Below are 13,161 nucleotides of genomic sequence, written 5' to 3' on the forward strand. Positions count from 1 at the left end.
CTTGCCGTAAAGATACGAAACAATTAAGAATTGGAAGAATTATAAGTTGTAAATTATCATATTCTGATTATTTTTGTGTCCATACTGAGGATTTGAAACTTGGGATTGGAGATACTAATTTATAATGGAAACGATCGTGAAAAAGTTATTGTTATTGGCAAGTGTATTGACGTGGGCATCAGGTATTTTCGCGGAAGAAAAACCAAAGTTGGTGGTGGGAGTGGTGATCAGTCATTTTTATCCGGAATGGATGGATATGTATGGTAATGAATTGTCAGAGAATGGTTTGAAACGAATTATGAAGCAGGGGGTCCAGGTGAATGCGAATTATAATTATTTTTACACGCAAACCGGGGTGGATCATGCATCAATATACACGGGTATGTTACCCACGGAACACGGAATCGTGTCGAGAGCGTGGTACGATCGTTTGCGACGGAAACGTCAGTATGCTACCCAGTCTGATCGTTATACGGAGATCGGTGATCAACAGGCAGATAGTATAAAGAGTTTGTCCCCCGATTATTTACAAACCATGAGTTTGGGAAGTGTTATGAAATGGAATAATTCCATGTCCCGGGTGTTCAGTATTGCCATGAATGGCGATGAAGCCGTTCTGAGTGGCGGGAGTAGTGCCGATATGGCCATCTGGTTTAGCGAGAAAACGGGAAAATGGGTTTCCTCTTCTTATTACCGGTCGGAATTGCCCGAATGGTTGAGAATGTATAATACGTGGGTGGAGAGTGATCATTTCGTGAATAAGGGATGGATGATGTTGTCAGACGAGGATAAGTCGGCTGCCCGTATTCGCCTGACAAATCATTTTTATTACGATATCGCCCGGGCGAAAAAGGAATATAATACTTACCGGGTTTTGAAAGCCACGCCTTACGCGAATACGCTGGTGCGGGTATTGGCTGAAAAATTGATTGACGAGGAAAGGTTGGGTGTGGATAATGATCCGGATTTGCTGGCGTTGAATTTTTCCTGTTTGGACTATATGTCCCGGGATTTCACGATAGATTCGAGCGAGGAGAAGGATATGTTGATCCGTTTGGATATGGATATCGCGGCTTTGGTGAGTAAATTGGATGCCCGGGTCGGGAAAGGGAACTACACGCTGTTCGTGACTTTTTCCGAGATGCGGGAATTGATGCCGGAAGATTTGCGGAAGATTAAAGTGAATTCGGATTATTTCAGTATATTTAAGGCTGTAGCTTTGTTGAAGTCTTACTTGGGATTGGTTTACGGGCCGGGAGACTGGATTGTCGATTATGATCAGGGACAAATTTATTTGAACCGGGAATTGATAGAGCAGAAGAAGATTAATTTGAAAGAGATGCAGGATAAAGTGGCCGATTTTATGATCGAGTTCGAGGGGATGGCTAAAGTCATGACTGCCTATTCACTGACGCATACTTCTTTCCCGGAGGGGATAAATCGGTTGGTTCAGAATTCCTTCTCGCATAAGCGTGGCGGGGATGTCTTTTTTTGTATTCACCCGACTTGGGTGTCGGAATTGAAAGAGTTGGAAGATACTTATTTCCGGCATACCAAACGTCCTGTTGTCCCCTTATATCTATATGGTGCGGGGGTGAAGGCGGATTTGAAAGAGAATTGCATGATGTCAGATTTATTGCCTACCTTGTGTAAGATTTTAGGAATAAATGTTCCTTATACGGCACATGGGAAGGCGATGTTTTAGTTTTGTGTTTTTGCTTCCAAGTTTTCAATTTTTTTGTACTGAATCTTTTTGATTCGCCGGTTGTCGACTTCGAGCACCTTGAATTGGTGTTCCTTGTAAGTAATCACTTCATCCTTGTGGGGAAGTTCTCCCTTGATTTCTAAGATCAATCCGGCTAAAGTGTCGGCATCCCCTTCCACTTCTTGGAAAGAATCTTCTTCGATGTCCGTGATTTTGTAAAAGTCGTTCAACAGTGTGGAGGCCTCGAAAATGTATGCTCCATTTTTGTCCCGTGTGTACACGATTTCTTGTTCGTCGTATTCATCATTGATGTCGCCCACGATCTCCTCGATAATATCTTCCATCGTGACAATACCGGTTGTTCCCCCGTACTCATCAACAACGATTGCCAAATGAACTTTTTTCGTTTGGAATTCTTCCAGCAAGTCATTGATTTTTTTGGTTTCCGGAACAAAATAAGCCGGACGAATTAAGGTCTGCCAGTGAAAGTCTTCTTTTTCATCCAGATGTTGTAATAAATCTTTCACGTAGAGAATTCCCGTGATGTTATCTAGGTTTTCCTCGTACACGGGCATACGCGAGTAGCCGTGTTCCGTGATGATCTCTTTCACTTGCTGGTAGCTTGAACTCCCGTCAATGGCGATCACGTTGATACGGGGACGGATGATGTCGACCGCATCAATATTACCGAAACGGACGATGCCTTCCAGAATGTCTTTTTCTTCGTTAATAGCCGTGTCCTTGGTTAATTCCAAGGCTTTGGATAGTTGGTCGATGGATAAATTGTCCTTTTTATCCATGCGTTTGCTGATGATAGAGGTGGAACCGATCAGTAATGCGGATAATGGACGAAACAGGCGAGACAGGAAGGTTAATGGACCTGCCATGAAGATCACCATGTTCAGTTGGGAGCGATTAGCGTATAATTTAGGAATGATTTCTCCAGCCAGCAAGATCACGAAAGTGACCACGATTACTTGGATAATAAAACCTAGCGTGGGATAGGCCGAGAAATCAAATAATGAATTTACCAGATAAGTGGACAACACGACAATGGCTACGTTTACGAAATTGTTGGATATTAGAATCGTGGCGAGTAGCCGATTGGGTTTTTGTTGCAAGTTGCGAGCTTTCTCATACCCGTTGTCTTCCAAGTATTTCAATTGCGAGGGAGAAAGTGAGAAGTAGGCAACCTCTGAAGCGGAAATTAATGCCGAGCATAATAATAAAAGTAATAGAATAATGACGAAAATTAAATCGATGAAGGTGAATGTACCTGTAAAAATCTGCCCGGTAAGGGGAATATAATCTGTGTCCAAAATTTGTATAATTGGTTAAACTTAAATATCGCCGAAAGATACATATAAAAACTAAAAGATAAAAGATAAAAGGTAAAAACTAAAAGATAAAAGATTTCAAACGAATGGATCCGGCTTTCAACAATTAGTTTCTGTCTTTTATTTTTTATCTTATAACTTTTATCTCTTCGTTTAGAACGGGAGATCGTCACTGTCGTCACTACCGCTTAAATCGGGAGCTTGTGGCATGTGAGTGTCTTGAGGTTTCTCCCCGTTATCTTGTTTGCGGGATAGCATTTGGAGGTTATCCCCGTAAATCTCGGTCGTGTATCTTTTCACTCCGTTCTGATCGTCCCAAGAACGAGTTCTGATGCGTCCCTCGATGTAAAGCATCATTCCTTTACGAACGTATTTTTCGGCTATCTGAGCCAGATTGCGCCAGAGAACGATATTGTGCCATTCCGTTTGAGTGACACGTTCTCCATTTTTATTGTTGTACACTTCCGACGTGGCAAGGCTGAACCTTGCAATGGCAATACCTCCTTCGAGATATTTTACGTCCGGGTCGGCCCCGACATTACCGATAAGAATAACTTTGTTTACCATGTATATATGTATGGATTAAAATTTGTCACAAAGTACGGAATAATTTTGGAGAAAAAAAATAATCCTCATATCATCTTGTTACGATTCGTGATTTATTTTTGCTTGCGGAAGCAAGTGATAACTTTATTGTTGTCAGTTTAAATGAGGGAGCAGTCAAGGTAAAGATTTGTTGAAAAAAGTGGCGTGGGGTATGTGTCCTATGTTGACAATTAAATATATAGAACGCAAAAAATATTGACAAAAATGCGGTAGTTTGTTTCATTGTTTGTGGAAAAGATATATATTTGCAGTCTGAAATCTAGAAGAAACGAAATATAATATTGAATATTAAATACTTAAAGAAAATGACAAAGGCGGACATCGTGAATGAAATTTCAAGAACCACTGGTATCGAGAAAGCTGCGGTACAAACTACAGTTGAGGCTTTTATGGAAGCAATCAAAGGTTCTGTTATTGATGGAAAAAATGTATATTTAAGAGGTTTTGGAAGTTTTGTTGTAAAAAAGAGAGCTGAGAAAACCGCTCGTAATATTTCTAAAAATGTAACGATCAAGATTCCTGAACACTTTATTCCTTCGTTCAAGCCTTCGAAGAGTTTCGTTAACCAGGTTAAAGATCAAGTAAAATAAGAAAGGAGTGAAATTATGCCAAGCGGAAAGAAAAGAAAGAGACATAAGATGGCCACTCACAAACGGAAAAAGAGACTGAGAAAGAACAGACACAAGAAGAAGTAGTCATCGTTTGTGAGTTAGAGAGTATAAACCTAAGGGCTATGCCTTTAGGTTTATTTTGATTAATACATTAATAGATCAGGTAGTGAATACTGAGTTAGTCATAGATGTAAAAGCGGAAGAAGTAGTCATCGCTTTGTTAAAAGACAAGCGGTTGGTAGAGTTGACAACGGAGAAGACTAGCGTTAAATTTGCGGTAGGTGACATCTATTACGGGAAAGTGAAGAAAATCATGCCCGGTTTGAATGCCGCTTTTGTTAATGTCGGCTATGAAAAGGATGCTTTCCTGCATTACCTTGATCTCAGTCCCCAGTTTTATTCTTTGGATAGCTATATAAAGCAATGTATAGCCCGAAAGGGGATGCCTGTTGCCAAATTAAAGCTGGAGCCGGAAATCAGTAAAAACGGGAAGATAGGAGATGTGCTTTCTGTTGGCCAATATGTTGTCGTACAGGTAGCCAAAGAACCTATTTCCACCAAAGGGCCGCGCTTGACCTCCGAGTTGAGTATTGCCGGACGTCACCTAGTTTTGATGCCTTTTTCGGAAAAGGTATCCGTGTCACAAAAGATAAAATCAGTCGAGGAACGGAAGCGTTTGAAAAGATTGATTGAAAGTATACGCCCCAAGAATTTCGGGGTGATCGTGAGAACTGTCGCAGAAGGCAAGAATGCCGAGCTATTTGACAGTGAATTAACAGAACTTGTCGAACGTTTTGAAACCGCGTTCAAACACCTTCGGGATATAGAACCTCCCAAGTTAATTTTGGGAGAGATCGACCGGACTAGTGTTATTCTCCGGGATATATTAAATCCCTCGTTCGAGAATATTTATGTGAATGATTTAGCATTGAGTAAAGAAATTAAGCGTTATATCAGCACGATAGCTCCGGAGAAAGAAGGTATCGTTAAATTTGTATCTACCGAGGTGCCGATTTTTGATCATTTTGGAGTGGATAAGCAAATCAAATCTTCGTTGGGACGTACCGTTTCGTTTAAAAACGGGGCTTACCTTATTATAGAACATACGGAAGCTTTTCACGTGATAGACGTGAATAGCGGTAATCGAGTGAAGTTGGGTGACGATCAGGAATCAAATGCCCTGGAAGTAAACTTGGCTGCTGCCGATGAAGTGGCTCGTCAACTGCAGTTACGAGATATGGGAGGAATTATCGTGATCGATTTTATTGATATGCAACAAGCGGAAAACCGCCAGAAGTTGTTCGATAAGATGCGTTCGGCGATGGAACTTGATCGAGCCAAACATACGATACTTCCTTTGAGTAAATTCGGGTTGATGCAAATCACTCGCCAGCGGGTACGTCCGGAAATGACCGTGACAACGACGGAAACCTGTCCTGTGTGTCATGGAACCGGTAAGGCCGATGCTGCTGTTCTGGTAATTGATAAAATTGAGGACCAACTTGAATTTTTGGTCGAGGAGAAAAAAATTAAAAACCTGGTATTGAAAGTACACCCCTTTGTAGAGGCGTATTTGAAAAAAGGTTTCTGGTCTTTGCGTAGGAAATGGGCTTTCAAGTACCATATCCATTTGAAGGTGATCGGAGTGCCCTCTTTTTATATTTACGAGTATAAGTTTTTTAATCGTTTTAATAGAGAAATAGAACTAGAGTAGGTGTTTTTACTTACAGTTTAGTCATTCCGTCTTAAAACGATGTTAAAATAGTGCCATGAATTTGTGAGAGAACAAATTATATGGTACTTTTGCGCCCACTGTGTGACAATGCATACGATTTCGAGAAGCATGCAAATTGATGTTTTATTAAATAATTTTTTATGAAAAAGAGACTATTGACGTTGATTTTTACGTTGTTCGTGGGAACCTTTTCGGTTTTCGCTCAAATGTCTGACCCGACAAGTTGGACGTTTTCCCAAAAGAAAACCGGGGATAACGAATACGCTTTAACTTTTAAAGCAACCATTCAACCCGGGTGGACAGTTTATTCCATGTCAACCCCGGCAGGCGGTCCCATGCCTACATCAATTAATATTGAGAAAGTGGGAGAGGGGATCGAATTGGTGGGAACGGCCGAGGAGAGTGAACCCAATAAAAAGCATGATGATGTTTTCGGAGTCGATGTGTGGTATTATTCAAATAATTACACCGTAACCCAAAAGATCAAAGTTACCGATCCTTCCATTACGATTGTGAAAGGAAGTGTTGAGTTTCAAGCTTGCCAAGAAGGTGCTTGTGTACCGGGAGAAAAAGACTTCGCGATCGAATTGAGCGACAAAGGTGCGGAAAAAGCAACTGTTGCTGCAGCCGATGAAACGAAGGATGCAACTGAGGATGATTCTTTATGGTTATTTTTCTGGGTTGCTTTCGGTAGTGGATTGCTGGCTGTTGTGATGCCTTGTGTATTCCCGATGATCCCGATGACAGTGTCTTTCTTCATGCACGGCGATAGTAATAAGGCAAAAGCAAAGGCAAAAGCAATTTTCTTCTCCTTATCTATTATCGGTATTTATACCGCATTAGGATTGATTATCTCCTTCTTGTTAGGACCGGGATTTATCAACTGGTTGAGTACTAACTGGCTGCCTAATATTTGCTTCTTTATTATATTCATGATTTTTGCTGCATCCTTCTTTGGTGCATTTGAAATCGTGTTGCCGTCTTGGTTAGTAAATAAATCAGACAAACAAGCTGATAAAGGTGGTTATATCGGAGCTTTCTTCATGGCTTTCACGTTGGTATTGGTATCATTCTCATGTACTGCTCCGATTGTAGGAACTGTGTTGGTTGAGGCTGCTCGCGGATCTGTATTGCGTCCGATTGTCGGTATGTTAGGATTCTCTATCGCCGTGGCTTTACCTTTCGGGTTTTTCTCGTTCTTCCCTTCAAAATTGAGCAATCTTCCGAAGTCAGGAGGTTGGTTGAACTCGGTGAAGGTGGTATTAGGATTTATCGAGGTTGCCCTTGGTTTCAAGTTCTTGATGGTGGCAGACCAGACTTACCACTGGGGATTGTTAGACCGTGAGGTTTACATCGCAATTTGGGTAGCCGTATTTACGTTACAAGCATTGTACTTGATGGGTAAAATTAAATTCGCTCACGATAGCGACTTACCCTATATCGGGGTTCCTCGTTTGGTCATGATTATTATTACCATGTCATTCGTGATCTATTTGATCCCGGGTATGTTCGGGGCACCGTTGAAAGCTTTGGCCGGATACTTCCCGCCGCAAGAAACGATCGACTTCGATATTAACCGTATTGTACGTGACAATGCGAAAGAGATTATGAAGAGTGGCGTGCAGGTAGGGGGAACACAAGGAGCTGCTAGTGCCGCTTCTAACGAGCCTGTAAAATACTCTGATTTCTTACACTTGCCTCACGGGTTGGATGGTTATTTCGATTACGATCAAGCATTGAAGGCTGCACAAGCTCAGGATAAACCTTTGTTTATTGACTTCACCGGTCACGGTTGTGTAAACTGTCGTGAGATGGAACAGAGTGTTTGGTCTGATCCTCGCGTGCTTGAAATGTTGAAGAATGATTATATTATCGTGGCTCTTTACGTGGACGATAAGACCAAATTACCAGCAGAAGAGGTATACGTGTCAGAGTATGACGGGAAGAAGAAAAATACGCTTGGAAAGAAGAATACAGACTTCCAGATCAAGCAATTCGAGTCAAACGCTCAACCGAACTATATCTTGTTAGATAGCCGTAAGGGAAACGAGAAAGTATTGAAACCGCATGTGTTGCAACCTGCTAGAGGTTATAATAAAGATCGGGATGCTTTCGTGAAATTCTTGCAAGACGGTTTGAAAGAGTATAAAGCTCGTGCCGGAAAGTAATTTATCGAATTGATCAGATATTTGAAAGCCACCTTTTTCGAGGTGGCTTTCGATGTATATACTCTGGATATTGTGAAGAATAATCCTGAAAAACAGACGGAAATATTAGAAGGTATAAATGAAATCGGCAGGTTTGTCAGAGATTTATCTTTTGTCGCGATAGGAACAGATTATTTTCATACCTTTGTAAAAATTGAGTGTCTGCGAAGGCCGAATGAAATGATAATTCGTGTAAACTTTTGATCCATGGAAAGTAATCCACAACTGGAATTGGCGTATGATTTCTTGGAATATACAGGTGTGAACGTGTTTCTTACGGGAAAAGCGGGAACAGGAAAAACTACGTTTTTGCGGGAATTGAAACGGAGATCACCCAAAAGAATGATTGTGGTTGCTCCCACGGGAGTGGCGGCGATTAACGCGGGTGGGGTGACGATTCATTCCTTTTTCCAATTACCATTCGGACCTTATGTGCCGGGAGTAACGGAGGTCGTGGGACAAGGGGATAAATTGCATTACACGCATAAATTCAACCGGGAGAAGATCAATATTATCAAAACGATTGATTTGCTGGTGATTGACGAGATTAGTATGGTGCGAGCAGATTTGTTGGATGCAGTGGATGATATATTGCGGCGTTATCGATCTAAAAATGAGCCTTTTGGAGGGGTGCAGTTGTTGCTGATCGGTGATTTGCAGCAGTTGGCTCCCGTGGTGAAAGAGGACGAGTGGGCTTTGTTGAAACAGCATTATGCATCGGCGTTCTTTTTTCACAGCAAGGCATTGGCAGCAACTCGGTACGTGATGATCGAGTTGAAACACGTTTACCGGCAGCAAGATCGGGAGTTCGTGGATCTATTGAACCGGGTGCGGGAGAATCGGGTGGATACTGCGGTGTTGGGGATGTTGAATCGGCGGTATATACCGGACTTTAAGCCTTCGGATGAAGAGGGGTATATCACGTTGACAACACATAACCATCAAGCACAAAGGATTAACGACGTGAAAATGGCAGAATTATCTACTAGGGCTTATTCATTTAAGGCAGAGGTGAAAGATAATTTCCCGACTTATTCTTATCCCACAGAGGAAACGTTAGTGCTGAAACAGGGCGCACAAGTGATGTTCGTGAAAAATGATTCATCACCGGAAAAGCGTTACTACAATGGAAAAATCGGTAAAATTACGGCTATTAATGATCGTTCCATCGAGGTGGTCGGAAAAGAGGATGGTCTGAAGATTCAGGTGACGCCGGAGGAATGGACGAACACGAGATACACGTTAGACGAGGAGACTCGGGAGATCACAGAGACTGTGGAGGGAACGTTTAAGCAGTACCCGTTGAAAACGGCGTGGGCGATCACGATCCATAAAAGCCAAGGGTTGACGTTTGAACGGGCGATTGTGGATGCCAATGCAGCATTTGCTCACGGACAGGTGTATGTGGCGTTGAGCCGTTGTAAGACATTCGAGGGACTTGTTTTGAGTTCTCCGGTAACTATGAGTTCGCTGGTAAGCGATGGTGCAATAGATGAATTCGTGCGGGAGGCGGAACAGAAAGAGCCCAATAAAGAGGAGTTGCAACAGGCTCGGCAGTCTTATTTCAGGGAATTGTTGCTGGAACAATTCGATTACGAAACGATCCGGTGGCGTTTACATTATTTATACCGGGTGTTGGATGAGCAGTTGCGGCGATTATATCCCGATTGGGTAGAACGTTACCGGATAGCTGGCACAAGATGTGCCGAGGAGTTGTTAGCGGTAGCTGAACGGTTTCAGAATCAGTTGGAACGGTTGATGCCAGAAGAGGGAAATTACGAGGAGGATTCGGTGATCGCGGAACGGGTGAAGAAAGGAGCGGAATATTTTCGGGAACATACGATGGCTATTTTGGGAAATTTCTTGGAAGAGGCTATCCCGGAGATTGATAACAAAGAGGTGAGAAAGTTGGTGGAGCAAAATATGGAACGTTTCCGGGGTGAGGTGAATTTGAAACTGGAAACATTGAAAGTGATCAAAGATGGTTTTTCTGTAAAAGATTATTTACGTGCCAAAGCGAAGGCGTTAATTGATGCTCCGAAAGTGAAGATCAAGGCGAAGCGTGCCGGGATGGAGAAAGTGGAAGTTTCTTCCGATATTCTACATCCGAAACTGTATGAAACTCTTCGCAGCTGGAGGAATAAAGAGGCCGAACGTTTGAAATTGCCCGTGTACACGGTGTTGCAACAGAAGGCTTTATTGGGAATCAGTAACACATTACCCACGAATTCAAAGGAATTGTTGGCAGTTCCCGGGGTCGGGAAAAAGATCGTGGAACGTTACGGGGGCGTGTTGTTGGATATGGTGGACGAGTTTCGTTTTCAGCAGAAGTAAGGATAGAGATAAAGAGTCAAGTTCGACCATTATTTTATGGATTTCTATATTTCCGTGATTTTTCACTAATCTTGGAAAGAAAAGCTAACTTGCTCAAATAAAATCTATTTGAGTGGTTGATGGAATTTGAGGTAATGACTTAGCAACTGTACTCATTTTCTGTGCTCTGCTTTGCATTGCTTTCAAAATAACTCATTTGTTCACTGCAAAAGTGCAAAAATAGTGCTGACGAGAAAAAGAAAGATAGTATTTTTTACCAGCACTTATTGTAGACTCATCTATTAAAATAGAAGGTCGGTGTATCTGGGTTTATAGTAATCATTATTCTTTGTCTGCAAATTTCTTGCGGTCTGCAAGTTTGGTTACTGTTTTGGCAATCCTGTCAACTTTGGTCTGCTCCCCCTTTGCCGAATATATCCACCTGATGTATTTATATTGTTCGCTTTCAATGAGCGAATTAAAAAACTGCAAAGCTACGATGTCATCTTGTAAGCACAACAAAAATTCTTTCGGGATTTCTATTGGTTCATTGTCTGGATATAAAACAATGTGGACATAATCGCCTGCCTGTTTCTGTATCTTTTTGCGGATTTCAGCATTGACAGCCAGAAACAGAACTCCCTTTCCAGATGGCATTACATCCCCAGATGGCATTAAACGGTAATCTTTGATTTGATAACGATCAATTGTTCCTCGTACTTTCACCCAATTGAACGGGGCATTGGGGGCTGGCCTAATTTCAGGAATAATCGTATATGTCCAACCGTACTTGCCAGGCAATTTCTCAAGCAAATATTCTTTATCGACTAATTTTTCATCCATGTTTTTAAAAATATGGATAATAAGCAAAGGTACAAAAAGCTGAGGTAAATTACTCACTTACCTCAACCTTTTGTTTAATAGACAATGAAATAGAATTATAATTTTATCCCTCGCCTCTCCTGTCGTTCCTGTAGCTTAATCCCAGTGAAGAGTAGAAACTCTTGTTGCTTTTGTCGAAACCACTGGTGTATATCTGTTCCATTAATGGTAAAGCGGATATTTGACGTTTTATCTTTGTCCTGTTCTAATTTCAGAGAGGCGTTTTCGGCTTGAATAATTTGCTGTTTCCGGCTGAGTACAGACTTACTTATGGGCCTTACCATGTACAGAATGTCGGTTTTTCAGTACCCGAAATGATGTTGATTGCTGCTGAGTGTGAAGCGAGGATCGGTTCTGTGGAAAATGCTGTGGATTATATCAATCGGCTGAGGGATTTTCGTATTATGAATAATCGGCAACTTTCAGTTGAAAATAAGGCTTTAATGATAGTCTTGGATGAGCGTCGTCGAGAGATGCCATTTACTGGAATGACTCGTTACATTGATCTGAAACGTTTGAATTTGGAAAAACGTTTTCAGAAGACGATTACGCGTAAAGCGGATGGTCAAACTTGGATTTTACCCCCTAATGACAATCGTTATATCCTACCTATTCCGCCGAGAGTGTTGGAATATAATCCTGAAATTCCACAATATGAACGTTAGGCTATGAAGAAAATATTTTTTTGTTTATATGTGGCGTATTATTGCTTTGAGTGGTACAGGCCCCAAATCGGAGCATGCAGTTGAAAAAACTTGTTCATAGTTCCGTTTGTTTTTTCATATCAATTGCTTTCTTTTGTATATGCATTTATGACTAAATACACGTGATGATGAATAATGATATAATCGTGGGAATCGGAGAGGTTCTTTGGGATATGTTTCCAGAAGGGAAAAGGATAGGAGGGGCTCCTGCTAATTTTGCTTATCATATGTCGCAATTCGGTTTTGATAGTCGGGTGGTGAGTGCTGTGGGGGAAGATGTGTTGGGTGATGAAATTCTGGAAAATTTTAATGAGAAGGGGCTACGTTATTGGGTGGAACGGGTGCCGTTCCCTACGGGTACTGTTGAAGTTACGCTGAACGAAGGGGGAATTCCTTGTTACGAAATAAAACAGAGCGTGGCGTGGGATAACGTGCCGTATACTCCGGAACTTGATCGATTGGCTTGTCAGACTCGTTGTGTTTGTTTTGGATCTTTGGCTCAACGGAATGTGGTGACTCGTACAACGTTGAACCGATTTTTGGATGCTATGTCCGGGGAGGCATATAAAGTTTTTGATATAAATCTTCGTCAACATTTTTACACGATGGAAGTTTTGAAAGATTCTTTAGTCCGGTGTAATATATTGAAATTGAATGATGAAGAATTGGTTATTTTGTCTGAGTTATTAGAATTATCAGAGAAATCGATTGAGGGGAAGTGTTGGGAGATGATGAAGCGGTTTGATTTGAAGGTGTTGATACTTACATGTGGGGTGCAGGGCAGTTACGTGTTTTCAGGTGATACACGGTCATTTCTAGATACCCCTCATGTGAAGGTGGTAGACACGGTGGGTGCAGGGGATTCTTTCACTGCAGCATTTTGTGCTGCTATTTTGAAAGGGAAATCAATGGTTGAGGCTCATCGTTTGGCAGTCGAGGTTTCCGCTTTTGTTTGTGGTCAAGCAGGAGCAATGCCGAGGTTGCCCGAAAAGTTGAAAGGGATACTTTAATTTTTATTAGGTATCCGTACTCCAGATGTCAGATTCGGGAAAATATGTAAC

General features: G+C 41.7%; 10 protein-coding genes. 7 read left to right on the top strand and 3 right to left on the bottom strand.

Going from position 1 to position 13,161, the window contains the following annotated elements; all coding sequences use genetic code 11:
* The first annotated feature begins 136 nt into the window (after positions 1 to 136).
* A complete protein-coding gene (locus tag D8S85_RS19640) occupies positions 137 to 1,705 on the top strand; it encodes an alkaline phosphatase family protein (protein WP_228423279.1) in 1,569 nt (522 codons plus the stop codon).
* Here D8S85_RS19640 and gldE read toward each other — a convergent pair.
* Positions 1,702 to 3,024: a gliding motility-associated protein GldE gene (gldE, locus tag D8S85_RS19645; protein WP_106624002.1), complete on the bottom strand. Its 1,323-nt coding sequence runs from the start codon at positions 3,022 to 3,024 to the stop codon at positions 1,702 to 1,704. The two genes, D8S85_RS19640 and gldE, sit on opposite strands and share 4 nt — an antisense overlap.
* 171 nt (positions 3,025 to 3,195) lie before the next feature.
* Positions 3,196 to 3,609 (bottom strand): single-stranded DNA-binding protein, encoded by a 414-nt coding sequence (locus D8S85_RS19650; RefSeq protein WP_106624003.1) that lies wholly within the window; start codon positions 3,607 to 3,609, stop codon positions 3,196 to 3,198.
* Between the two features lie 320 nt (positions 3,610 to 3,929).
* On the opposite strand from D8S85_RS19650, the gene D8S85_RS19655 reads away from it, so the two are divergent.
* The 4 genes from D8S85_RS19655 to D8S85_RS19670 all read left to right on the top strand — a co-directional run bounded on the left by D8S85_RS19655 (position 3,930) and on the right by D8S85_RS19670 (position 10,535).
* Entirely contained in the window at positions 3,930 to 4,238 is a 309-nt protein-coding gene (locus tag D8S85_RS19655) for an HU family DNA-binding protein (RefSeq protein ID WP_158582627.1), read from the top strand.
* A gap of 187 nt (positions 4,239 to 4,425) precedes the next feature.
* Positions 4,426 to 5,973, top strand: a complete 1,548-nt coding sequence (locus D8S85_RS19660) for an Rne/Rng family ribonuclease (protein WP_127075581.1) — start codon at positions 4,426 to 4,428, stop codon at positions 5,971 to 5,973.
* Between the two features lie 161 nt (positions 5,974 to 6,134).
* Positions 6,135 to 8,162: a protein-disulfide reductase DsbD family protein gene (locus D8S85_RS19665; protein ID WP_106624004.1), complete on the top strand. Its 2,028-nt coding sequence runs from the start codon at positions 6,135 to 6,137 to the stop codon at positions 8,160 to 8,162.
* A gap of 246 nt (positions 8,163 to 8,408) precedes the next feature.
* Complete coding sequence (locus tag D8S85_RS19670; protein WP_127075583.1) at positions 8,409 to 10,535, top strand: HRDC domain-containing protein; 2,127 nt, start codon at positions 8,409 to 8,411, stop codon at positions 10,533 to 10,535.
* A 321-nt stretch (positions 10,536 to 10,856) separates the two neighbouring features.
* Here D8S85_RS19670 and D8S85_RS19675 read toward each other — a convergent pair whose 3' ends face one another.
* Positions 10,857 to 11,357, bottom strand: coding sequence for a YdeI/OmpD-associated family protein (locus D8S85_RS19675; RefSeq protein ID WP_106624007.1), 501 nt, complete (start codon positions 11,355 to 11,357; stop codon positions 10,857 to 10,859).
* Positions 11,358 to 11,713: 356 nt separating this feature from the next.
* Between D8S85_RS19675 and D8S85_RS19680 the strand changes: the two genes are divergently transcribed.
* A complete protein-coding gene (locus tag D8S85_RS19680) occupies positions 11,714 to 12,061 on the top strand; it encodes a RagB/SusD family nutrient uptake outer membrane protein (RefSeq protein ID WP_228423366.1) in 348 nt (115 codons plus the stop codon).
* 167 nt (positions 12,062 to 12,228) lie between these two features.
* Positions 12,229 to 13,110, top strand: a complete 882-nt coding sequence (locus D8S85_RS19685) for a carbohydrate kinase family protein (RefSeq protein WP_106624010.1) — start codon at positions 12,229 to 12,231, stop codon at positions 13,108 to 13,110.
* Positions 13,111 to 13,161 lie beyond the last annotated feature (51 nt).

The organism is Butyricimonas faecalis (genome assembly GCF_003991565.1).
GTDB lineage: Bacteria > Bacteroidota > Bacteroidia > Bacteroidales > Marinifilaceae > Butyricimonas > Butyricimonas faecalis.